The 24495-nt window shown below is 32.9% G+C and carries 19 protein-coding genes; 1 reads left to right on the top strand and 18 read right to left on the bottom strand.

Going from position 1 to position 24495, the window contains the following annotated elements; all coding sequences use genetic code 11:
- From Q0X02_RS01560 to hflX, 4 genes are read right to left on the bottom strand one after another with little or no spacing between them, the layout of a single operon-like run.
- A complete protein-coding gene (locus Q0X02_RS01560; RefSeq protein WP_297810539.1) occupies positions 1–726 on the bottom strand; it encodes a YebC/PmpR family DNA-binding transcriptional regulator in 726 nt (241 codons plus the stop codon).
- Positions 727–738: 12 nt separating this feature from the next.
- Complete coding sequence (gene nadE, locus Q0X02_RS01555) at positions 739–1464, bottom strand: NAD(+) synthase (RefSeq protein WP_297810537.1); 726 nt, start codon at positions 1462–1464, stop codon at positions 739–741.
- Positions 1465–1503: 39 nt separating this feature from the next.
- Positions 1504–2148, bottom strand: a complete 645-nt coding sequence (locus Q0X02_RS01550) for a YigZ family protein (protein ID WP_297810533.1) — start codon at positions 2146–2148, stop codon at positions 1504–1506.
- Entirely contained in the window at positions 2145–3392 is a 1248-nt protein-coding gene (gene hflX, locus Q0X02_RS01545) for a GTPase HflX (RefSeq protein ID WP_297810530.1), read from the bottom strand. Before hflX ends, Q0X02_RS01550 begins: the two co-directional genes overlap by 4 nt.
- 128 nt (positions 3393–3520) lie before the next feature.
- On the opposite strand from hflX, the gene Q0X02_RS01540 reads away from it, so the two are divergent.
- Entirely contained in the window at positions 3521–6463 is a 2943-nt protein-coding gene (locus Q0X02_RS01540) for a transglycosylase domain-containing protein (RefSeq protein ID WP_297810527.1), read from the top strand.
- A gap of 30 nt (positions 6464–6493) precedes the next feature.
- Here Q0X02_RS01540 and Q0X02_RS01535 read toward each other — a convergent pair whose 3' ends face one another.
- From Q0X02_RS01535 to Q0X02_RS01470, 14 genes are all read right to left on the bottom strand, one after another.
- Positions 6494–7564 (bottom strand): sensor histidine kinase KdpD, encoded by a 1071-nt coding sequence (locus Q0X02_RS01535; protein WP_297810525.1) that lies wholly within the window; start codon positions 7562–7564, stop codon positions 6494–6496.
- Between the two features lie 212 nt (positions 7565–7776).
- A complete protein-coding gene (locus tag Q0X02_RS01530) occupies positions 7777–8466 on the bottom strand; it encodes a response regulator transcription factor (RefSeq protein ID WP_297810522.1) in 690 nt (229 codons plus the stop codon).
- A gap of 60 nt (positions 8467–8526) precedes the next feature.
- Positions 8527–11346, bottom strand: coding sequence for an excinuclease ABC subunit UvrA (uvrA, locus tag Q0X02_RS01525; protein ID WP_297810519.1), 2820 nt, complete (start codon positions 11344–11346; stop codon positions 8527–8529).
- 10 nt (positions 11347–11356) lie between these two features.
- A complete protein-coding gene (uvrB, locus tag Q0X02_RS01520) occupies positions 11357–13327 on the bottom strand; it encodes an excinuclease ABC subunit UvrB (protein WP_297810517.1) in 1971 nt (656 codons plus the stop codon).
- Between the two features lie 97 nt (positions 13328–13424).
- Positions 13425–14273 (bottom strand): ABC transporter ATP-binding protein, encoded by an 849-nt coding sequence (locus tag Q0X02_RS01515; protein ID WP_297810514.1) that lies wholly within the window; start codon positions 14271–14273, stop codon positions 13425–13427.
- On the bottom strand, positions 14274–16697 hold the full coding sequence (locus Q0X02_RS01510) for a hypothetical protein (RefSeq protein WP_297810511.1): 2424 nt from the start codon (positions 16695–16697) through the stop codon (positions 14274–14276).
- 100 nt (positions 16698–16797) lie between these two features.
- Positions 16798–18357, bottom strand: coding sequence for a cell wall-binding repeat-containing protein (locus tag Q0X02_RS01505; protein WP_297810508.1), 1560 nt, complete (start codon positions 18355–18357; stop codon positions 16798–16800).
- 18 nt (positions 18358–18375) lie between these two features.
- Entirely contained in the window at positions 18376–19128 is a 753-nt protein-coding gene (locus tag Q0X02_RS01500; RefSeq protein ID WP_297810505.1) for a peptidylprolyl isomerase, read from the bottom strand.
- The gene (locus Q0X02_RS01495) at positions 19109–19966 is read right to left on the bottom strand and encodes a S1 RNA-binding domain-containing protein (RefSeq protein WP_297810502.1); all 858 of its coding nucleotides are present in this window, start codon (positions 19964–19966) and stop codon (positions 19109–19111) included. The genes Q0X02_RS01500 and Q0X02_RS01495 overlap by 20 nt, the downstream gene beginning before the upstream one ends.
- A gap of 12 nt (positions 19967–19978) precedes the next feature.
- The gene (locus Q0X02_RS01490) at positions 19979–20869 is read right to left on the bottom strand and encodes a YitT family protein (RefSeq protein ID WP_297810499.1); all 891 of its coding nucleotides are present in this window, start codon (positions 20867–20869) and stop codon (positions 19979–19981) included.
- Between the two features lie 107 nt (positions 20870–20976).
- Positions 20977–21783 carry a metal ABC transporter permease gene (locus Q0X02_RS01485; RefSeq protein ID WP_297810496.1) on the bottom strand — a complete coding sequence of 269 codons (807 nt, stop codon included), beginning with the start codon at positions 21781–21783 and terminating at the stop codon, positions 20977–20979.
- On the bottom strand, positions 21776–22417 hold the full coding sequence (locus Q0X02_RS01480) for a metal ABC transporter ATP-binding protein (RefSeq protein ID WP_297810493.1): 642 nt from the start codon (positions 22415–22417) through the stop codon (positions 21776–21778). The genes Q0X02_RS01485 and Q0X02_RS01480 overlap by 8 nt, the downstream gene beginning before the upstream one ends.
- A 1-nt stretch (position 22418) precedes the next feature.
- Positions 22419–23513, bottom strand: coding sequence for a metal ABC transporter solute-binding protein, Zn/Mn family (locus Q0X02_RS01475; protein WP_297810490.1), 1095 nt, complete (start codon positions 23511–23513; stop codon positions 22419–22421).
- Positions 23514–23656: 143 nt separating this feature from the next.
- A partial coding sequence (locus tag Q0X02_RS01470) for a MucBP domain-containing protein (protein WP_297810487.1) occupies positions 23657–24495 on the bottom strand: 839 nt, incomplete at its 5' end.

Here is a 24495-nt window from a genome sequence, read left to right as displayed (position 1 = left end):
TTATTCATTATCCCAATTGTGGCTTACTTGTTGAACATCGTCGCTATCTTCGAGGTTATCAATTAATTTTTCCATCTTATCAATATTGGATTGGTCATTAATCTTTACGTAATTTGCAGGTTCATACACTAAATCTGATTTAATGAATTTGTATCCTTTTTCAAGCAGCGTATCTCTGACAGCAGCAAAATCTTCCATAGCAGTATTTATAACAAAAACTCCATCTTCAACTTCGAAATCTTCCGCACCTGCATCTAAACTGTCCATCATCACTTCTTCTTCATCAAGTGATTCTGAGTCAATTAACAAAAGACCTTTTCTTTGAAACATAAAAGATACAGACCCATTTTGTCCAAGATTTCCTCCAAATTTATCGAAATAATGTCTAACATCAGAAGCAGTTCTATTTCTATTGTCAGTCAAGCATTCTACAATCACGGCTACTCCTTCTGGACCATATCCTTCATAAATAATGTTTTCGTAGTTTGCAGAATCCCCATCTCCACTTGCTTTTTTTATTGCTCTGTCAATATTGTCGTTAGGCATATTTTCAGCACGAGCTTTTTCTATGACAGATTTTAAACTTGGATTGTATTCAGGATCAGCTCCCCCTTCTCTGACTGCAACAGAGATAGCTCTCGCCATTTTAGTAAAAACTTTACCTCTTCTGGCATCTTCACTGCCTTTTTTATTTTTAATTTTACTCCATTTATTATGTCCTGACATAAAATCACATCCTTAATATTTATTTCTATCGAACTCAAATGATTTTGCAAATCTTCTCTTGTGCTCAGATTGTTTTATTTTCTTGTCAATTAAATCCTTAGATTTTGTATAAGTTTGGTTCATCAAATAATTATCCAATTCCTTATAAGTAAAACCGAACTCATCTTCGTCAGTTTGACCTTCCCATAAACCAGCACTTGGTTTTTTGTTCAGAATAACATCGGGAACTCCCAAAACTTTTGCCATTTCAAAAATATCGCTTTTGTATAAGTTTAATAAAGGCATCAAATCAGCACCACTATCTCCGTACTTTGTAAAATATCCAGTCATAAATTCAGAACGATTGGAGCCTGATAAAACCATATATCCGTTATTTTGCGCATAGTAGTACAAAGTTATCATTCTAAGTCTTGGCTTTATATTTGACTTAGCCATTTGAACTTTATTGTCTTCGAAAGTGCTCATTAAAGCATCAAATCCATTGTTCAAATCTACTTTTTTATAATTCAAGCCTATAGTTTCTGCCAAAATCTTAGCATCTTCTTCATCTTTCGGATTACTTGCAATTGGCATTATCAACCCCAACGCATCATCTCCAAAGGCATTCTTGCACAGACAAGCTACGACTGCGCTATCTATGCCTCCACTAATTCCGAATACTGCTCCTTTTAAATTTGCAGATTCAACCTCTGTTTTTATCCATCTTGTTATATCGTCACATAATTTTGCATAATTCATTTTAATTCACCCTCAAATTTTATCACAATTTAACATATTTTAAAATATCAACTTGCCATTTAATGAAGATTGATAGTTAAATTCCAGCAACGAAAATTTTATGTTATCGTTCGTCAAATCGATTAATTTTTGCTCTATCAATTCATAATCATCTTCATCCATTAATATTTCAAATTTTACTTTTTCCAGATAGTTTTTTTCTTTAACAAAAATATCGTTGTTCATCAAAAAATTCTCAATTGCACCTACAAAAGAATATTCAAATTCTATACTAAAATCTCGGAATATTTTTTTATCTACAATTGTAGAATCATTCAAGCATTCACTCGCAGCCTTTGTGTACGCACGAATTAACCCTCCAGCGCCGAGTTTTATACCTCCGAAATATCTAGTGACAACAACACAAACATTTGTCAAATCCTCTTTCTTGATAACTTCTAAAATTGGAATCCCCGCAGTTTGGGATGGTTCACCGTCGTCATCGAATCTTTGAATAAGCTTATCTTCACCAATGATATACGCAAAACAATTGTGCGTAGCATCGTTGTATTTTGTTCTTATCATATCGATGAATTGCAAAGCTTCTTCTTCGCTTTCGATGAACTTGCAATTACCAATGAACTCAGACTTATTTACTACAAAAGAAAAATCAACACTTTTGTGTATACTCTTGTAATTTTTCATATTATATATTCCTCATATTTATCTATCTCTGATTCTGGTAAGCTGACATTAAGTGTCACTTTATCGTTGTTATAAATCACATCTTCGCACTTAAATTTTTGAAGAAATTTGTTTAACAAATCTTGATGAGAATAATCAAATTCCATCTCAACTTTTTTATATTGGCCATATAGTTGTTCTTGAATTTTAAAAAGTAATTCTTCAATATCGTTATCGTCAAAAGCGGAAATTTTAATCTTATTTTCCAAATTATGACTCAAAATAGGATTGATGCTTTTATCTTTTTTATTGAACACAGTAATCATAGGTTTATCTAATACCTTCAATTCAAAAAGTATATCCATGGTCGTAGTTATCTGATTATCTAAATCCGAACTTGACAAATCCAATACGAAAATAATCAAATCAGAGTATTTCAAATCAATCAATGTGGATTTGAATGCCTCAATCAAGTCTGTTGGAATATCTTTTATAAATCCTACTGTATCTATAATTAGACAGTCTTTTTTATTCGGAAGCTGGCATTTTCTGAGCGTAGTATCCAAAGTTTTGAACAACAAATCCTCAGTTGCAAATTCCTCATTGTATTTATCCTTATAAAAGTTTACCAATTTATTCGACAACGTTGACTTGCCAGCATTAGTGTAGCCGACCATACTAACCATTTTAATATCTGATTTGAGACGATGTTTACGCATATTCTCTTGACTTTTATCGATTGATTTAAGTTCTCTTTTAATATTGTCAATTTTTCGTTGAATAGTTCTACGGTCAACTTCAAGTTTTGTTTCACCAGGACCTCTTGTCCCGATTCCACCACCTGTTCTCGATAAATTCGCTCCGAAACCAATTAGTCGTGGCAATCTGTATTTGTATTCCGCTAGTTCAACCTGTAGTACACTTTGCTTTGTTTTAGCGCGACTTGCGAATATATCTAAAATCAAATTTGTTTTGTCTATTATTTTTAAACCAGTAATATTTTCCAAATTTTTTATATTCGAACCTGACAATTCGACATTGAATATCAGAGTTGTTACTTCCAACATTTCTGCAGATTCTTTTAATTCAAGACATTTCCCCTTGCCTATATAGTATTTTGAATCTATGAAGTTTTTTTTGACCTCAGCGATTGCACACACTTCTCCACCTGAAGATTCTATTAAGCTTTCCATTTCGTTTATGTCTTCTTGATTTATTTTTTTATCTCTCAATTGAAAATAAACTAAAATTGTTTTTTCTTTCATTATTACTCCTTTGTTAATATTATATAATAAGATTTCGCATAATAAAATATCAATCGTTTATTCATTGATATATGTTGATTTTTAAGTTTGTGGTATAATATTTAATATACATTTTATGGAGGATATTTATGAATAAAGATAAAAATATAATATTGAAATCCATAAAAATTTTAATATTATGTTTGATTTGTTTATTTGCATTCATTGGAGGCATCATTGGTGTCGCTGGAGTTCGTGCAATGCAACTTGCTCCACAAGTTAATCCAGAAGAAATAAATAATATGATGAATCAAACTTCAGAAATTTTGGATCAAGATGGAAATTTAATTGAAAAAATAAGAACCACAGAATATCGTGAAGTTGTCAAATTAGACAAAATACCTAAATATATGATGGACGCATTTATATCTGTTGAGGACGAGAGATTTCATAAACACAACGGGTTGGATCCAATTGGAATTGCCTCAGCAATTTTTGATAATATATCTTCCGGTTCAATGAAGCGTGGTGCAAGTACGCTTGCTCAACAATTGGCTCGTAATTTATATTTGTCAAACGAAAGGTCATTCGACAGAAAATTCAAAGAAGCTTATTTAGCACTGCAGCTTACTCACTATTTGGGAAGAGAAAAATTATTAGAAACTTATATGAACACTGTTTTCTTAGGACAAAACGCCTACGGTGTTCAAGCTGCAGCTGAAATTTATTTCAAGAAAAACGTAAATGAATTGACATTGTCAGAGTGTGCTACTTTAGCTGGAATCGTAAAAAGTCCCACTAACTTAGCTTTGTACAAGGCCATTGAACCCGGACAAGTTAAAGACCAATCAAAAATTGTAGGTGAGGTTAATTTAGCTGGAGAAACATACAAGGCGGTTTACAATCAAACAACTATAAAAAGACGTGACTATGTTCTCAAGAAAATGTTGGATAACAAAAAAATTACACAACAAGAATACGACAATGCTCTCAAAGAAAACATAGCTAAACAAATAAAACCAGGAATAAAAAATATAGATAATTTGTCTAATTATTACTCTGATATAATATATGAGCAAGTTATATCGAAATTGATGGAAAAAGGCTACACACAACAAGAAGCAAAGAGTAAACTGATTAATGGTGGTTTGAAGATATATTCCTGCGTTGATATGAATATGCAAAATAAACTTGAAGAATTGTACGATAAAAAAGTTGATGAAATTATTTCTGATGGCTCAACATACAGTTTGCTTCAATGGTCTTCAGATAATCAACGCAACATTACAAATTCCAAGAAAGAAGTAATTTATTTCAAAAAGAACAATTTATTAAATGATTCAGATGAGTTTTTCATATCTCCGAGTGATTATGTGAAAAATCCTGATGGTTCAATAACATTTAAATACTCAAAATCTATAAAAGTAAAACAATACGGAAATTATTTGGATTTAAAAGACTATTATTCTGTTAATGAAACCAATAATTTGGTTACACACAAAATTTCTTCCATAAATATCGGAAAAAACAATTTAAGCACTTCTGATAATGGTGATATTACAATTAATGACGAATATATCAAAAAAAATCCAAACTTACTCAAATTTGACAACCAAAATAATTTGATTTTTACAAAAGATTTTTACACAATTAATGAAGACGGAATAAAACAACCTCAATCTTCATCTGTAGTTTTGGACAAAACAACAGGACAAATAAAAGCTTTGGTTGGCGGAAGATTTTCAAATAAAAAAGACACCACAAACAGAGCATCAGATATTCCAAGACAAGTAGGTTCAAGTATGAAACCATTAGGTGTGTATACTCCCGCTTTGGACAATGGTTATTCTCCTGCTTCAGGCTTAGAAGATTTACCACACTATAATGAAAAACACGAATTATGGCCTAAAAACTGGTACGAGGGTTATGAAGGTTTGGTTTCGCTAAGACATGCTGTTGAAAACTCAATCAACGTTACAGCAGTAAAAGTATTAGAAGATATTGGAATCGAGAAATCAAAAACTTATTTAGAAAAATTCGGCCTAATAAATGCAAAAAATCCAAGAGCAGATAATTATATAAGTGCTGCAGAAAATAATTCAGAAAACGACGAAAACACTTCTGCAATGGCATTGGGTTCATTGACAAAGGGATTCACTCCTGTTGAAATGGCAGGTGCTTACAACGCTTTGAATAATGAAGGAAAATACAGAGAGCCTATATCTTTTACAAAAATCACAGATAGCTTGGGAAAAGTTATAATTGAAAATCCACAAAAACAAAACGAGGTAGTCAGTACACAGATTGCTTATATAATGAGAGATATTTTAAGGACATCAACTGATTATAATTACTCTAAGTACGCTAGATTAGACGGATTTGACATTGCCGGAAAAACTGGTACAACAAGTGATTATCAAGATGTTTGGTTCTGTGGAATGAGTCCATACTACACCATCAGCACATGGCTTGGATTTGACAATCAACAGTTGAAGATGACACAAATAAGTCAGAAAAAAGTTGTTCAGATTTGGAGTGTGGTCAATAAATACACTTTGGAAGATAAAATTCCAATTAAATTTGATGAACCAGATGGAATTATAAGATTGGAAGTTGACACGCTTGCAAATAAATTGCCAAGCAAATACAGCAGACGTGACCCAAGAGGTACTGTTAAAGAAGAAATTTACAAAGCCGGAACTCAACCGACTGAGGTTTCTGATTTGTATGTATCCAGAAGAATTGATGTAGTTGATGGAAAGCTCGCAACTGACAATACACCTCCTTGGGAATTAGGCTGGGGCGTATTCATAAAAAGAGAGCCTCCATATAAACCTGAAGACAACAATAATATTATTCCTAAAGATTGGAAATACTGTATGCCTGGTTACTCAGACAGGACAATCTTCAATATCTTAAAACCAGAAGAAGATGAAAAAGAAGATAAAGATAAAGATAAAGATAAAGATAAAGACAAAAACAAAGATGAAAAAGAAAAAAAGCCAAGCAACAAAGATGATAAATCAACTGATAAAAAAGATTCATCTGGAAAAACACGAGACAGTAATTCATCTGATAGCAAAACAAATTAAAAAAGATGTTAATTTTGGTCAAGGCCAAGATTAACATCTTTTATTTTTTTTCTTTTTTCTTGTAACTTTAAATTTTATTTCGTAAATAAATAAATCTCCATCCAACGATATTTTTGATGTACCGCCTAATAATTCTATCAAATTTTTTGCAATATACAAACCCAATCCACTGCCCTCTGAGTGGCGAGATTTTTCCCCTCGAACAAATTGACCCATCAAATCTTTGGCACTAACCTCGATTTTATTTTTACAGACGTTTGAAAATTTGAGGATTATGCTGTCATCTATTACATCGCATTCACCTATTACCTTTGTGCTTGGCTTTGAGTATTTTACGATATTGCTAAAAATATTTTCGATTACTCTCGACAATTTTGCCCCATCTGTCATCATCAAAACAGTTTTTCTTTTATCGTGATATTCAAAATCCAAAGCTTCTTTGCTAAAATCAGAGTCAAATTGACCGTAAACTTGTAGCACCAATTCATTTAATTCGACAACTTCCATCTCGATATCAATATTGCCAGTTCCTGTTTTAGCAGCATAAATAAGGTCAATAACCATGGTTTTCAATCTTTTTGCGTTGTATTCCAATATCTCGATGTATCTTTGTTTTTCATTTTCATCCTTTTCGTGGTTTAATAAATCCACATAATTTATAATCGACGTAAGAGGTGTCTTTATATCATGTGAAATATTTGTGATGAGTTCTGTTTTCATTCTTTCAGAATTTATTTTGTCTTGCATGGTGTTTATAACAGAATCGTGGAGATGATTGATTAGGTATACAGAATCTTTGTAAATGTCGTCGTCGATATAAACATCTATGTCTTTGCCCGAATACATTGCCTCGACTTTTTTGTTCAGTAAAATTTTTCCCAAATTATTAGTCAAGATTGATATATAAATTTTTGCCAGTATCGAGCCAATAAAAATAATTCCAAACAAATTTCTGTTTGTCACCATAATAGTAGCCATAGTGTAGACCAAAAATAGTAAAATTAGCAAAGATTCTGCGTAAATATTGTAATATTTTGTCTTAAAATTACTTAAAAATTGATATATCAAAAAAGCATTTTTTTTCTTTTTAATAATAGTCATAATTATTTTGACAACAGAAAAGAAAAAAGCCAATCCAAAGTATATCAATGAGAAAATAATTGAAAAATTATATATATTGACAATATTTTCAACAAAAAACGAAAAAGTGAATACTAATATAAATCCAAAACTAAAGTAAAGTAATAAATCTACAATTTGCTTTTCAACATAGCCATCGATAGACCTAAACTTTCTTTTAATCCAAGTTATCATTAAATGTCCTCTATTTTATAACCCATTCCGTAAACTGATTTTATCAAATCAGGACGTCTTGGATTTATTTCAACTTTTTCTCTTAATCTTGAAATATGGACAGAAACTATTTTTTTAACATCATAAGGTGGTGCTTCCCATACATTTTCATAAATTTCCTCAGAAGTAAAAACTATTCCTTTATTTTTTAGCAACAATAAAATAATCCCATATTCATAAGGAGTTAATTTAATTTCCTCGCCATCTATCAATACTTCTTTTTTATCGTCATTTATAGTCAATCGTCCTGCCGAGTAGACGTTACCTTTTAGAGAATTATTTTTTGTGAGCTCGAGTCTTCTGATACAAGATTTTATTCTCGCCAATAATTCGACCGCGTCAAATGGTTTTGTTATATAATCGTCTGCTCCTATATTTAATCCCATTACCTTATCGTTTAATTCGCTTTTTGCCGACAAAATAATTATTGGTGCGCTCGAAACTTCTCTTATTTTTTGCGTCAATTCCAAACCATCCATTCCTTCCATCATTATATCGACTAAAAACAAATCTATTTGATTTTTCTGCATTAGTTCAAGTGCGTCATAACCATTGTAAGCTTTTATGACATTATAATTATCGGTTTTTAAATATATTTCTATTGCCTTTACAATGTCTTTTTCGTCATCGACAACCATAATATTGTACATAAAAATCACCTTCCTAACTTTATTATACACTAAAATCAAGAAAGTGATTATTACAAAAATTTAACGATTAAGTTTTGGTTTTAAATATTTTCCTGTGTAAGAGTTTTTATTATTAATCAATTTTTCTGGAGTTCCTTGAAAGATAACTTCACCTCCCCCATTTCCTCCTTCAGGGCCTAAATCTATAATATAATCTGCAACTTTTATAACATCGAGGTTGTGTTCAATCACTATTACGGTATTTCCTTGGTCAACGAGTCGTTGTAGCACTTCAATTAATTTGTCGATATCAGCAGAATGAAGTCCTGTTGTTGGTTCATCTAAGATATATATAGTTTTTCCTGTGCTTTTTTTCGATAATTCACTGGCGAGTTTCACTCTTTGAGCTTCACCACCAGACAATTCAGTTGATGATTGCCCTAATTTTATATAACCCAAACCTACATCTTGTAGTGTTTGCAATTTATTTTTAATAGGTGGAAAATTTCTAAAAAATTCCAACGCTTCGTCAATCGTCATATCTAATACATCCGAGATATTTTTCCCTTTATATTTTACTTGCAAAGTCTCTCTATTGTATCTTTTACCTTTACAGACATCACATGGAACGTAAACATCTGGTAAAAAGTGCATTTCTACTTTTATAGTGCCATCACCTTTACAAGCTTCACATCTTCCACCTTTCACATTGAAAGAAAATCTTCCTTTTTGATATCCTCTCATATTAGCTTCCGGTGTAGCCGCGAACAAATCCCTTATCAAATCAAATACTTTAGTATAAGTCGCAGGATTACTTCTAGGAGTCCTTCCTATTGGTGACTGGTCAATTTGAACAACTTTGTCTAAATTTTCTATTCCCTTAGCGGATTTGAAATTTCCATTTTTCATTTTGGCATTATTCAAATCACGTGCCAATTTCTTGTATACAATTTCATTTACCAATGATGATTTTCCTGAACCTGAAACACCAGTAACACAATTAAAACATGATAGAGCAAATTTTGCATTTATATTTTTTAAATTATTTTCTCTGCACCCTTTAAATTCCAAAAATCCTTTTGGTTTTCTTCTTTTTTCTGGAATCTCAATTGCCAGTTCTCCAGACAAGTATTTGCCAGTAATCGACCTTTTTTCTTTTATAATGTCATCTATGCTACCACAGGCAACTATCTCACCACCGTGAACTCCTGCTCCCGGCCCAATATCAACAAGATAGTCACACTCTTTCATCGTATCTTCGTCGTGCTCGACAACTACTAGCGTATTTCCAATGTCAGTCAAATTTCTTAAAGCTTTAATTAGTTTGTCATTATCTCTTTGATGAAGCCCAATAGATGGCTCATCCAGTACGTAGACAACGCCAACCAATGCCGAGCCAATTTGTGTAGCTAATCTAATTCTTTGAGATTCCCCACCAGATAAAGTGGAAGCCGACCTATCCAATGTCAAATAATCAAGACCAACGTCATTCAAAAATTGAAGTCTGTTTACAATTTCTTTCAAAATTTCATCGCCAATAAATTTTTTGGATTCTTCTAATTTCAAATTTTTAAACCATAGTAGAGAATCTTTCACTGGCATTTGACAAATTTCATAAATATTTTTACCGTTTATTCTTACCGATAGATATTCGTCTTTTAGCCTAGCACCGTGACAGTAATCGCATTCAACATCGGTCATATACTCACCTATTTTTTCGTGAGTTGAATCGGTAGTGCTACGTTGATATCTTTCTTCGAGATTTTTAAATACTCCTTCAAATTTCCCAACAAATTTTTTCCTTCCAGAAAAATGGCTATCGAATACAAATGACAGATTTTTCTTAGAACCATTCAGAATTTCATCTATCATTTTCTTCGGAGCATCTTTTAATGGTTTATCTAGCGGAAAATCATATGAATCTGCTATAGCTTTTATAATTTCAAAATAATATCCTCCCGGTTTAGAAGATTGGTAAGGGTCTATCGCTCCTTGTAAAATCGAAAGCCCCTTATTTGGTATCACCAAATCTTCATCGACCTTTTTATGAAATCCAAGGCCGTTACAATGAGGACACATTCCAAAAGGATTGTTGAACGAAAAATCTCTGGGTTCCAATTCTTGATAAGAAATATGTCCATCCGGGCAACTCATAGATGTGCTATAAGAAATAACATTTTTTCCAACTACATCTATTTTGACGTTGTTTTCCGATAATCTAAGAGCAGTTTCAATAGAATCTGTGAGCCTTGAATCAATTCCATCTTTGATTATAATTCTGTCGACTATTACATCTATGTCGTGTTTTTTGTTTTTGTCGAGTTCGATTTCATCCGCTAATTCAACCTGCTCTCCATCAATAATTGCTCTAATAAATCCATCTTTTCTTAGATTTTGGATTAGTTTTTTGTATTCACCCTTTTTCCCTTTGACAACTGGACTCAAAATCTGAATCCTCGAGCGTTCTTCTAATTCTTTCACACTATCTACAATTTGGTCTACGGTTTGGCTGACAATTTTCTTGTCACAAATCGGACAATACGCAGTACCCACTCTGGCAAAAAGCAACCTAAAGTAATCGTATATTTCTGTAACAGTTCCTACGGTAGAACGTGGATTGTTATTTGTTGTTTTCTGGTCTATAGAAATAGATGGAGATAAACCTTCAATGTATTCTACATCTGGTTTGTCCATCTGTCCGAGAAATTGTCTCGCATAAGAACTCAACGATTCAACATACCTTCGTTGTCCTTCCGCATATATAGTGTCGAAAGCTAATGAGGATTTTCCCGAACCACTTAACCCAGTAAAAACGACCATTTTGTTTCTGGGAATTGTGAGGTCAACATTTTTTAGATTATTCTCTTTAGCTCCTCTTATAATTATTTTATCTTTACTCATTTTACTCCTTTTAGTAAGTGTTTTTTAAATCTCTAATCTGGTCTCTCAAAGTAGCAGCCCTTTCGAAATCCAATTCTTCAGCGGCTTTTAACATTTCGCCATTCAAGTTTTCTATTAGAACTTGTACTTCTTCCTTAGAAAATTCTGTAACCTTATCAGAATCATAATTTTCTTGTTCTTCAGCTACAAAAGTGTTTTGTATTCTCTTTCGTACGGATTTATTAATAGTAGTTGGAATTATATGATGCTTTTCATTGTATTCTTTCTGAATTTCCCTACGTCTGTTGGTTTCGGTGATTGCGACATTCATAGACCTCGTTATTGTATCTGCATACATTATAACGTGTCCATTAGCATTTCTCGCCGCCCTACCAATTGTTTGTATAAGCGAAGTTTCGGAACGCAAGAAGCCCTCCTTGTCTGCATCCAAAATTGCAATAAGCGATACTTCCGGCAAATCTAGTCCTTCACGCAGTAAATTTATTCCAACAAGAACATCGTATTTTCCTTCTCGCAAATCTCTTATTATTTCCATTCTTTCAATAGTATCTATGTCCGAATGTAAGTAAGTTACTTTGATATCTAAATCTTCGAGATATCTCGTCAAATCTTCGCTCATTTTTTTTGTAAGAGTCGTAATCAAAATACGTTCGCCTTTTTCTATAGTCTTATTGATTTCGCTAACCAAATCATCAATTTGTCCTTTTGTAGGACGAACCTCAATTTTTGGATCCAACAATCCAGTAGGTCTGATGATTTGTTCTACGACTTCATTAGTCTTTTCCTTTTCATATTTACCCGGAGTTGCTGACACATATATAACTTGATTCATCATAGATTCAAACTCGCAAAATTTCAATGGACGATTATCGAGTGCCGACGGCAATCTGAATCCATAATCCACCAAGCTAGTTTTTCTTGACCTATCTCCCTCGTACATTCCACCAATTTGAGGAACAGTAACGTGTGATTCGTCTATCATCGTCACAAAATCTTTTGGGAAATAGTCTATAAGCGTGTACGGTCTACTACCGGGTTTCCTCTGAGACATATGCCTTGAATAGTTTTCAATTCCAGTACAAAATCCCATTTCTTTTAACATTTCTATATCGTATCTCGTTCTTTGCTCTAGCCTTTGAGCTTCCAACAATTTGTTGTTATCTTTAAAATATTTTAATCTATCTTCTAATTCTTCCTCAATAGTCACGATAGCTTTTTCAACTTTTTTCTGAGTTGTCGCATAGTGACTGGCAGGATAAATCGCGACGTGATTTCTCTCGCCAATTATTTCTCCAGTCAACGCATCAATTTCTGTAATTCTATCAATTTCATCTCCGAAAAATTCTATTCTGACGCTTTTTTCTCCACTGGATGCAGGAAAAATATCCAAGCTATCTCCCCTAACTCTAAAAGTACCACGAGTAAAATTTATATCATTTCTGACATATTGAATATCAATTAATTTTCTCATAACTTCATTTCGGTCTTTTTCCATTCCTGGGCGCAGAGATATAACCAAATTTTCATAATCGATTGGGTCTCCCAAACCGTAAATGCAAGAAACAGATGAAACAATTATTACATCTCGCCTCTCGAACAAACTCATAGTAGCACTGTGACGTAGTTTGTCCAATTCCTCATTGATACTTGAATCCTTTTCAATATAGGTGTCGGATTGAACAACGTATGCTTCTGGTTGATAATAATCGTAATACGACACGAAAAACTCAACTGCATTTTCCGGGAAAAATTCTCTAAACTCACTAGCCAATTGGTATGCCAAAGTTTTGTTGTGAGCTATGACCAAAGTTGGTCTTTGAACTTTTTGAATAATATTTGCCATTGTAAAAGTTTTGCCCGAACCAGTAACTCCTTTTAAAATTTGATGATTTTTTCCATTTATCAAACCATTTGCAAGTTTATCAATCGCTTGTGGTTGGTCACCTGTCGGCTTGAACTTTGAATATAATTTAAATTCCATAACTCACCCCTTGAACATATGTTTTACTTAATTATTATATATCATCTATTTTTTTTATTCAATAAAAAAGAGACTCCGAAAAAAGAGCCTCGTCAAATCAAATTTCAAACAGTTCCATATATCTTTCTTGTGAGGATTTTGATTTTTTATCCACGTTATAAATATTAACATCTAAATTTACAATGTCCTTCAATAATTTTTCAATATTTTCGCCTTTTAAAATAATGAGATTATTTTCGTATTCATAACCATTTTTCGTCAAAGTTTTTCTGACCAGTTCATCATTTGAAGTTGAAAGTTGCAAATATTTAACTGATTCCAATTTTTCTTCTAAGATTTTCTTGTCCTTTAAAAACAAAATATCACGACTGATATCATCTAAATCATTCAATCCATGACTTGAAATAATAATTCCCACATTTTGTTGGGCAATCTCTTTTAAAAAATTTTTCGTTTTTATAACGCTCGTTGGGTCTAAACCGTTTAATGGTTCGTCCAGCAAAACATAATCATTTTCCGGCAAGAAAGACATTGCTAACATCAATTTTTTCTTCATTCCCAGCGAATACTCTCCGACTCTCTTATTTGCAAATCCTTCTATTTCAAATTTTTTGCAAATTTTATTCACATCTTCTGAAGATTTATTATACGCATACTTAATTAATTCCAAGTAGTCTATCCCTTTCATATTACCATCGAGGATTGTTTCGTCTCTAAAAAAAGTTAACTTAGTGAAGATTTTTTCATCATTGTATTGCTCTCCATCAATCAAAATCTTTCCCCCGTCAATTTTTATAGAATTTGAGATGCTGTTCATCAAAGTAGTTTTTCCAGAGCCGTTAGGTCCAACTAAAGCTTTGATTTGACCTTTTTCAAGTTCAAAACCAGCCTTGTCTAAAATTATTTTGTCGCTGTATTTTTTTATTAAATCAATAACCTGTAACATTTATTTCCTCTTTTCTTGAAATTTCTTCTTGCCAATAAAATACAATACTACAGTCCACAATGTGACTGATACCACTCCAAATGTGAAACTCAAATATCCATTTTGTTGATGAAACGACATAAATCCATTCGCCACAGCTGAGCTATCCATATAAGACAATGGCAAAAATGCCGGAACTACTTTCACAATGTATGGCAATCCCATGGAAAAAATTACAATCAACGCTAGCATCAAATTAGACATTTTATTGTCTATGAATAGTTTTGTAACGCTAATAACCATTGATATGCAAGCACAACTAAGTATCGACAATATAACGCTTTTGAAAATAAACTCACCATTTCTCATAACTTCTGCTGTGAACATTATGTCGGATATTCTCATCGTTGGAAGTGATAAATTTCCAACTCCACCAATTGCTAATCCTATTGCAAATACAATTGTCAAAACAATTAATAATCCAATTATCGCGCTAAAAATACTCGAAAGAATATTTCTCCTGTAAATGGAATTTTTCTTAAGTGGTGTGAGTTTTTGTATTTCTATAATCTTCTTATTTCTCGATAACAGACTCCCGAATAAACAAGCAGACAACAATGTTACTAGAATGTTGAATTTTGTGTAAAAAAAATCATAAATCAAGTTCATTCCAGAAATACCCTCACAGCTTCCATTAAACAAGTACGAAAATATCCTGTCTTTTATCTTCAAATATTTAACTCCATCTTCAGGATTGTAATCAACGTTGTATATTCCATCGTATAATCTATTTGAGGGAATCACCTTCATCTTTTTTAATATTTCGAGCTTATCGTACATATATCTTTTTGTGTACATACTCAAAGAATCGCTCTTATCCATAAACCCACTACTTTGATCGAACCTCAAATCACCGGATGTGAATTTATCTTGATAAAATTTGTAAAACTTATCCGGCTCTTTTTTTCTATTGATATAAACTCGGTATTCTTTTATTCCACTTTCAAATTCCTTTTCAAAATTTTCAAGATTTTGTTTAATTTCTGCATCTGACTGATAAGGGTCATTTAATATCTTCGCCTTGTAGGATTCTCCAAAAGCTAAGTAATTCTTGTGGACCTGTTCTCCTTCTTCGCTTAATTTATTGTATTTTTCAGTTTTGAAAGCCGTAAATAACGAAAATAATCCAACCGTGACTACAACAAAAATAACCATTTGCTTGGAAATTATATTAGTTAACACCATTCCCTTCACACTCATAGTATCAACTTTTCTGTAAGATATTTTTTCTTTTTTAACTCTATCTTCAGTCGTGAAGCAGAAAAATATTAGGACTATATCTATCAACCACAAGCTCAATATTTGCGTCCATGAGAAGTATTTAATTATGAAGAGTGGATTGAATCTATGATTGAACAATAACAAATCGCCAACAAAACCACCTACAAGAATTATCGAGCAAATCAACTCCATTGTTTTTGATGTGGAAACCTTCTTGACAAATGATAGCATTCCAAATGCAAAGCTCGAAGATAAAATCAAGGTTAAAATTCCCCTAAACAAGATTTCGTATGGTTTCAAATACTCCAACTGTACAAATCCTAATTTCTGCTTTTCAGTTAAGAATTTGTATCTTTCTAGTACCGATATGTGATAGTAATCAAATTTTCCAAATCCATCCAAAAATAATGTGCTAATAAACATAAGAAATAATAAAACTGACAAAATATACACAACGTAAATTAGTAGACTCATAAAAAATCTGTTTTTTGTAATAGTATTGTTTTTGAAGGGCAACTTTTTCAACACATCGTCATTTTCCAAGGAAATTACTAGAAATATCGCCAAAAACACAGCTGGAATTACACCAAATAAAATAGAAGATTGATTAGAAATAATCGACGCAAAATTCATTTGTTTGTACTCATTTATAACTCCGTTATTTTTTGCTGATTCTTCTACATTTCTTTGTTTTAAGAAATTTATATAATCCTTGTCAATTGTAATCTTGTTAGAACCTATATGCGAGTGGAGTTCGTTGAGCAATTTTAAAACATTTTGTTCGTGAGTATATATAGCCTTCGCATCGTATTTTCTGCTGTATTCTCCAAATGATGACTTATTCGTATTTGTCGACATAAAATTATCTATCTCGTACAGATTATCAGATAATTTCCCATAATATTTTAATTGCTTATCGTATATTTTATTGTTCTCTTCAATGCTAAGTTTTGTATTTATTTTCTTGCCGTTTCGTTTATTTTTCAAAAAATACGCAATCAAACTATCCGTGCTCGATTCAATTTCTTTTATTCTATCTAGCTCATAGTATGATGACTTTTGAATTTGCAAGAAAATAGTCACACAGCACATTATTAAAGCCATTAAAGTCACGAAAAAATACGTTTTGTTTCTGATTAATTTTTTATTTAGATATTTAAGCATAGTTTCCCCCTGCAATACCGAGATGTATTGTAAATATTATACCAAATTTTCAAAAAAAAAAGCGATGGCTTAATAACCATCGACTTTTATTCATTGAGTTTTAAATTCCAAAAATTTGAACAGCGTAATATCTGTCATAAGTTTGATTTGAATTTTCGTAATAAGCTTTAGTCACAAAAACTTTTACATTGACTCTTGTGAACACTTTTCTCAACATATTTTCGTTGTGACCCGGAGAATTTTTCCAAGCTTCCATTGCACCATCAGCAGTGTAAGGTCCGTTGTAGATGTTTTCACCGTTGATGTTGGAGATATCTGTAACCAATCCCCCATTCGGTCTCAAATGCTCGAATAATTGAACTATTTCTACAGCTCTTGTTTTTGCAATTGGGGCCATAGAATTATCTTGTTTTAACTCTTTCAATCCATTTTCTTTACGATAATTGTTTAATAGTTTGAAAATATCATTAGCCATCTTTTCATCGTAATGACCTCTTACCATTAAAATTGTGTCTTTACTGATTTGAATTGGAAATTCTTCTGCATTTTCTAAACCCGGAAGAGGCTTTGTGCGACGAATTTTCATCCCTGGATATCTTGAATCTGTTGATAGTGTATCTTCGGATTTATTGCTCAAAACCAATTCTTTGACTTTGTCTGATACGGTGTTCTTACCACCCACAATATACATTTTTTCGAATGTATTGTTGCCGACGTATGTTTTTATACTGCTATCAATTGAATTTTTTGTTACAAGTAAAATAGGAGCGTTCAATTTTTGTGATAGTGGAGCAGCAACTAATGCGTCAACAAAAACCTCTCCACTCGCAAATATAACTTTACTTGGCGTTGCAAAGCTAGCTTTTGCAACTTGAACGGAAGTAGTATATCTATCTCTTCCGTTAATTCTTTTTGGCTTTACATTTGTTATCGCACGAATTTCTTTTAAAACTTTGTCTGAAACTGTATTTTGTCCTCCGACAACATAGATTTCGCCGATATTATTTCCACCAAATGATTGTAGATAATCTTTTGTTGAGCTGGACATCTTATTTTTCGATACCAAAATTATAGGTGCGTTGTTTTTTTGCGCTAAAGATGTAGAGTTTATTGCATCTGCGAACACTTCCCCACTTGCTACAACCAAGTTTTGCTTTTCAGAGGAATTGCTCTTAAACTTCTCAGATACGATTTTAGTGTTTACTTCATATCTATCTTCGCCATCATATCTAACAACATTGATTTTCAAATCATTTTTGATGTGATTTTCCACATCTTTGCTTACAGATTTTTCTCCACCTATTATTATAACTTCATCTAGTTTTTTTTCTTTCAAAACTTTTTCAGTAGAATCATTTAATTTGTCAGAATAAGTGTATAAAATCGGAATATTCCCTTGACTCATTACAGTTGAACTTATGTTATCAGGAAATTTTAGAGCAGAAACCAATACAATCTTTTTGGAATTTTTGTAAAAATCCATCATAACTTTTTCGGCTACTTGAAATCTATTTTTCCCTTCAATTCTATCTAAGCTGGAAACTGATTTTTGAGTAGCAGACTCGTCTTTGTTATTATCTGCAAGTACTGTTGTAGCGGATGAAAAAATCATACTACAACCCAATAGAAATGCTATTATCCTTTTTTTAATATTATTCATTTAATTCTCCACTCATTATTAATAAAATTTTTCAATTTTGTATTCTTTTTGTAATTTATCTGTCGTGTCAATGTAAGCTTGTTGTTGTTTCAATTGCAATAAAGTTTGCTTTACTTCATTCTTTGCTTCTTCAAATGATTTTACTTTTTCATCTGTTTTGCCCTTGATGTTGATAATGTGATATCCGAATTGTGTCTTAACAGGACCTACAATGTCGCCAACATTGTTTTCTATCAAAGCTTGTTCAAATTCTTTGACCATTTGACCTTTTTGGAATGTTCCCAAATCTCCTCCTCTTTCTTTTGATGGACAAGTAGAGTATTCCTTAGCTAACTGTTCAAAGTTTTCGTTGTTGTCAATTTTTTCTTTGATTTTATTTGCAGTATCTTCATCATCAACTAAAATATGAGAAGCGGTAAATGTAGGATGAACCTTAAACATATCTTTGTGATTTTCGTAGTATTCTTTGCACTCATCATCACTTACACTTACTGAATTGATAATATTCGCCATCGCAAAATCCTTCAACAACTCCTCAGCCTGTTTTTGAGCTTCTTTTAAGTAAGTTTCGTTCTTGTCCAATCCAGTTTTTTTCGCATTTAAAAACAAAAGTTTTCTGTTGATTAATTCATCAGTCAATCTTTTCTTTCCCTCTTCATTATTGAATTGTGCACCTCTGTAGCCCAAAGCATGAATAAAACTATCAACCTCTGATTGCTTTATTTCTTCACCATTTACTACTGCCAACACCTTATCTTTTTTTTCTTCCATCATTACCTCTTCCTTTTCTGGTTAATTTTATTCCGTCGTTATAAAATTGTATCATATTTTCCTTTAGTAGTCTCCCGACAGCTCTTTTAAAGCTTGATTTTGACATATTAAACACAGATTTAATTTTATTTGCATCTGATTTGTCGTTAAAATGTATAAAACCATCTGAATTTTTAAGTTCGTCCATAATGACATCAGCATCAGAGGAAATGTGTTTGTACGCAGGCTCAAAGAATGACAAATCCAATTTGCCATCTGATTTTACATCTGATACTCTGCACTTCACCTCTTCGCCGAGAGCTATAACTCCATCTATCTCACTGGAAGGAATTAGCCCCTCATATTTGTTGTCCACTGCGACAAATGCACCAAGTCCATCGACAATATTGTAGATAACACCATCTACCCAATCATTTTTTGCATATCCGCTATCATTTCTCAAAAAATTTTTGATTCTCATAGTTAGTGCAAGTCTGTGAGATTTATCAATATACAAATACACCAAGTATTTTTGTCCTTTAACCAATTTTGATGTTTGTTCCTTAAACGGAAGCAAAATGTCCTTCTCCAATCCACAGTCCAAGAAAGCTCCTATCTTTGTGATGTCTTTTACCTCTAATCTCGCCATCTTTCCAAGTTCAATCTTGGATTGTTTCTTAGTAGCCATAAGATTTTTATTGTCATTGTAAATAAAAACATCGACGACGTCATTTTCTTTCTCGCCATTTAACTCATCGACGTTCATTCTGACGTATTCTTTTTCTCCGTCTTTTTTTAACAACACCTCAGTGTTTATTTTCTCGATTTTTAAATTTTCTCTCTGCCCTAATTTATACATTCTCTCTCCATTCTAGCTCATTCCACCTGGAATTATTTCCAATTCTGGATTGTCAACAGATTCATACGTAAATCCTTCACCGACAACCTCACTCACATAAGATATACACACGAATGCCTTCGGGTCGATTGATTTTACGTAGTTTTTGATTTTTATATATTCTCCTCTTGAAACAATAGTATTGATTACGAATTTTTCATCATCGGAAAAACCACCAACAGCTTTAAAAATTGTAGAACCTCTCGATATTTTCTCGATAATGTACGAATTTATTTCCTTGTATTTGTTGCTAGTAATCATCATATTAACTCTCGTATTCAAACCGGCAATCGCCTTGTCAATAACCAAAGAGTTAATGAATATACCCAACATAGCATACATTCCACTTTTCGTCCCAAAAGTGTACATTCCTAGCAACACAACAAAAAAGTCCGCAACGAGCATACACTTTCCTACATCGATTGACATATATTTCCTTATAATCATAGCAATAATATCCGTACCACCTGTCGACGCACCTTGATTTATAACCAAAGCCATTCCAGCAGCCGAAATAATAATTCCAAAAATTAAATTAATCAAAATATCGTCAGATAGTGGTTTGAAGTTTGGCAACAAAATTTCCAACAAAGCTGTCGAACTCGAAAAAATAAACGAACAGTATATCGACAAAACTCCGAAGCTTTTCCCCAAAATAATAAAAGCAATTATATACAAAATTGTGTCCATTATCATGACAAAAATACCAATGGGAACATTCGGAAAAAATGCGTTCAAACTCATCGCTACACCTGAAATCCCACCTATTGTCAATTTAAAAGGCATAATAAAAAAGAAAAATCCAAAAGTAAGCACCAATGTTCCAATTGTCAGTAATATTAATTTTTTAATCAATTTTTTCATGCTATCTTCTCCCATCTTTAATATTATACTTGTAAAAAAAGGAAATTACAACGTTTTGCAAACCAAAAAACACCACAAAAAATTAAAATTTTACTGTGGTGTTTTGACTAATTATTTTTTCTAAACTTATTCGCAACGATTAATAAAATCAAGACAAAAAGTCCTGTTAGAACTATCGAACCTCCCGGTTTTAATTGCAAATAATAAGACAAATTGATTCCGATGATTGTGAACAAAATTCCAAAAAGGCAGGAATTAATTACGGTTTTTTTGAATGAATTGGATATTTTTATAGCGCAAGACACTGGAATGACCATCAAACTCGAAACCATAAGCGCACCTACCGTTCTTGATGCTATTGCAACGGTTATGGCAATCAAAAAAGTAAAAATCTTGTTGATTAAATCGACATTGATTCCAGACAATCTCGCTCCGTCCTCATCAAAAATTATATAAACCAATTTCTTGTACAGCGTAAAATACATAACTATAACCAATGTCGCAACAATAGACACAGTGTACAACTCCACATCTGGGATAGCAACGATGGAACCGAACATAAATGATTGGAAATTTGCAGCTCCAGGAACAAAATCAGACAAAATAGCCGCCAAACCAATTCCGCTGCTCATAACTATAGCCGTCGACAAATCGGAACTTTTCGCAAAATTTTTCCTGATTATTTCGATTCCAAAAGCCGCAACAACGCACACCAAAATAGCGGCAATTACGGGATTAAATCCGAAAATAAGTCCGAGAGCGACGCCTGCCAATGAACTGTGGCTTAGAGCATCTCCCACCATCGAGTTTTTCTTGTTGACGACAAAAGTTCCAATCAACGGAACAATTATCGACACCAAAACCCCGACAATAAATGCCCTTCTCATAAAATCATACGAGAACATCTCAAACATTTTTCACCTCTACAAATTCACTTTCCAATCTAAAAATCCTGTTAAAATAATCCCTCGTAAACTCCAATTCGTGAGTTACGACCAAAATTGTTATTTTGTGGTGGCTGTTCAAATGTTTCAGCAATCGAAACAAATTCTCCTTGCTTTCTTGGTCGAGACCCGCTGTTGGCTCGTCAAAAATCAAAATCTTCGGCTCATTTGCCAAAGCTTTTGCAATCATAACTCGCTCTTGTTCACCACCACTCATCTTGTTGTAATCGTAATACTTTTTATCATTCATCTCAACAAGGCTGAGAGCATTTTCTATCTTCTCATCAGACGAATTTTCGCCGTCAGCTCTCACATTCATAGAAACAATCTCATAGGCTGTAATCGGAAACGAAATACTTTTCTCGTGATTATTTTGTGGAACATAACCAATTGTAAAATCTTTTTTACCACCGATAAAATTGATTTCGCCCTTATCTGGCTTTAAAAACCCGAGAATAAGTTTCAACAACGTAGACTTACCGGAGCCATTAGCTCCGGTTATGCCCACGAAATCTCCCTCGTTAATATTAAAATTTATGTTTCGCAACAATTTTTCATTTCTGTATGAAAAATCCAAATTTGCAACACTTAACACTTCATTCATATTATTTTGCTTTTGAAATTTCATCTAAATTCTTTTCTAACAAAGAGAAATAATTAACCTTGCCGTCTTCAATTTCTTGTGTTTTCGCTTCAATAGTTGACAAGCCTGCAGTCTTAGCGTTGATTTCCTTTGCCAAAGCTGTTGCAATCTTGTCGCTTTCACCCATTTCATAGAATACAGTGTTAATCTTGTGAGACTTGGCGAAATTTGTCAACTCTTTCATCTTGTTCAAATCAGGTTCAGAATCTGAATTTATTCCTTCGATTGGAACTTGGTTGATATGATAATCCCTAGCAAAATACCCAAACGCTTCATGAGGAACGATAAAATATTTATCCTTTTGAGGTTTCAAAACATCAGCGTATTTTTTATCCAAATCTTCAAATTTTTTGTCAACCTCTTTGTAATTAGCTTCGTAGAAATTCTTGTTTGCAGGGTCAAATTTCACAATAGCCTCGTAAACATTTTTCAATTGAATCCTAGCTTGTTTAGGACTAATCCAAATATGAGGGTCAAATTCTCCGTGGTGATGTTCGTGTGAGTCATCAGCCTTGTCCTTGTCATCTTTCTTGCAGCATTCTGGTTTTTCATCTTTGCTGCAACATTTTTCCTTTTTCTTGCAACATTCACATTCTTCATGGTCATCACTGTGTTCATGGTCGTGGTCGTGTTCAGCTTCCTCCTCAGCTTTTATCTTTTCGATGCTAGCAGAAGAATCGACAATTTCGGTGTTCTTCAAAGTTGATTTTACATCATCCAACCAACCTTCAAGTCCCAACCCATTTACGATGAGCATCTTGGAATCTGATAAATCCTTGATGTCCTGAGCTGTTGGCTCCCATTCGTGAACGCTCACGCCTTTAGGCATAATATTCACGACGTCAATCTTGTCCTTGGCGATTTCTTTTGCCATATATTCCAACGGATAGAAACTTACATATAATTTCTTTGAATTTGATTTATCACTAGACTTGTCGTCTGTTTTTTCTTTTTGTTCTTGTGCTTTTTGATTGTTAACTTCATTGTTTTGTCTAGCACAACCAGATGCCAGGCAAATAATCAAAACTAACAATAAAATTTTTATTAATTTTTTCATACTTCCTCCATAAAAAATTCTAATGCAAATTATTTGCATTATCATTCTAGTTCTTAATTTTTGATTTGTCAAGGAAAATTTTCAGCAAAAAAAGAGACAACTCTCTCGAGTTGTCTCTTTAAAACTTAAATCTCATCGGGAATTTATTTTCTTCTCTTTTTCGATAAAGATACTCCGAATCCACTTACTATTGACAATGCACCTGCTGCTAATTGCAACAATTCCATTTCAGAACCTGCTTTTGGCAATTTCTTTGTTGGGCTTTGACCTTTAGATTCAGCTTTAGAATCTGAGTTTTGTTTTTCTCCGCCCTTTTGTTCTGCCTTATTGTCAGAAGGTTTCTTGCCATTTTCTTTGTTGTCTTGTGGCTTGTTAGATTCAGGTTTTTTCGATGGATTTTCTGATGGTTTTTCATTTCCTGGAGCACTAGGAGTTTCTTGAACTTTTTGGTAAATATAAGTTACTTCCAACTTCTTACCGCTTACATAATTACCCTTAGTTTCCTTTCCATCCTTGTCAAATTTAACAATATTTTCTGAATTTTCATCAGTTGCTTTTACCTTAACAAGTTTGTAACCATTCTTATCCTTCTTAGAAGTCTTGTACTCTTCGTAAATCTTACCCTTAGTAACATCTTCATCCTTTTCTTCAACAACAGAGATTACTTTTCCATCTTTGTCAACTATTTGATAGATGTGGTGTTCTTGGAACTCTCCTTCTTCAACAATTGGAGTTGGAATAACTGGTGTTGGAGGTGTTGGAGGTGTTGGTGGTGTTGGTGGTGTTGGTTTTTTCTTATAAACATGAGTTACATCTTTTGTTGTATTATCAACATCTGTCTTTGTATGTTCATAACCAGGAATATCTTTAGCTACCTTTTCACCATCTTCTGTAGGGTTGCCTGGAATTGGGTCTCCACATTCATCAACATATTTTGTTACTATCTTATGGTATTTGTGGATAGTATTTCCATCCTTATCTT

This window comes from uncultured Finegoldia sp., from assembly GCF_947252345.1.
Taxonomy (GTDB): Bacteria; Bacillota; Clostridia; order Tissierellales; family Peptoniphilaceae; genus Finegoldia.
Note: the sequence above shows the minus strand (reverse complement) of the source record. Positions and strands in the feature narration are given on the sequence as shown.

Excerpts from the sequence above, each read along its gene's own strand:
- Q0X02_RS01560 (WP_297810539.1), bottom strand. The coding sequence starts at position 726 with ATGTCAGGACATAATAAATGGAGTAAAATTAAAAATAAAAAAGGCAGT.
- nadE (WP_297810537.1), bottom strand. The coding sequence starts at position 1,464 with ATGAATTATGCAAAATTATGTGACGATATAACAAGATGGATAAAAACA.
- Q0X02_RS01550 (WP_297810533.1), bottom strand. The coding sequence starts at position 2,148 with ATGAAAAATTACAAGAGTATACACAAAAGTGTTGATTTTTCTTTTGTA.
- hflX (WP_297810530.1), bottom strand. The coding sequence starts at position 3,392 with ATGAAAGAAAAAACAATTTTAGTTTATTTTCAATTGAGAGATAAAAAA.
- Q0X02_RS01540 (WP_297810527.1), top strand. The coding sequence starts at position 3,521 with ATGAATAAAGATAAAAATATAATATTGAAATCCATAAAAATTTTAATA.
- Q0X02_RS01535 (WP_297810525.1), bottom strand. The coding sequence starts at position 7,564 with ATGACTATTATTAAAAAGAAAAAAAATGCTTTTTTGATATATCAATTT.
- Q0X02_RS01530 (WP_297810522.1), bottom strand. The coding sequence starts at position 8,466 with ATGTACAATATTATGGTTGTCGATGACGAAAAAGACATTGTAAAGGCA.
- uvrA (WP_297810519.1), bottom strand. The coding sequence starts at position 11,346 with ATGAGTAAAGATAAAATAATTATAAGAGGAGCTAAAGAGAATAATCTA.
- uvrB (WP_297810517.1), bottom strand. The coding sequence starts at position 13,327 with ATGGAATTTAAATTATATTCAAAGTTCAAGCCGACAGGTGACCAACCA.
- Q0X02_RS01515 (WP_297810514.1), bottom strand. The coding sequence starts at position 14,273 with ATGTTACAGGTTATTGATTTAATAAAAAAATACAGCGACAAAATAATT.
- Q0X02_RS01510 (WP_297810511.1), bottom strand. The coding sequence starts at position 16,697 with ATGCTTAAATATCTAAATAAAAAATTAATCAGAAACAAAACGTATTTT.
- Q0X02_RS01505 (WP_297810508.1), bottom strand. The coding sequence starts at position 18,357 with ATGAATAATATTAAAAAAAGGATAATAGCATTTCTATTGGGTTGTAGT.
- Q0X02_RS01500 (WP_297810505.1), bottom strand. The coding sequence starts at position 19,128 with ATGGAAGAAAAAAAAGATAAGGTGTTGGCAGTAGTAAATGGTGAAGAA.
- Q0X02_RS01495 (WP_297810502.1), bottom strand. The coding sequence starts at position 19,966 with ATGTATAAATTAGGGCAGAGAGAAAATTTAAAAATCGAGAAAATAAAC.
- Q0X02_RS01490 (WP_297810499.1), bottom strand. The coding sequence starts at position 20,869 with ATGAAAAAATTGATTAAAAAATTAATATTACTGACAATTGGAACATTG.
- Q0X02_RS01485 (WP_297810496.1), bottom strand. The coding sequence starts at position 21,783 with ATGTTTGAGATGTTCTCGTATGATTTTATGAGAAGGGCATTTATTGTC.
- Q0X02_RS01480 (WP_297810493.1), bottom strand. The coding sequence starts at position 22,417 with ATGAATGAAGTGTTAAGTGTTGCAAATTTGGATTTTTCATACAGAAAT.
- Q0X02_RS01475 (WP_297810490.1), bottom strand. The coding sequence starts at position 23,513 with ATGAAAAAATTAATAAAAATTTTATTGTTAGTTTTGATTATTTGCCTG.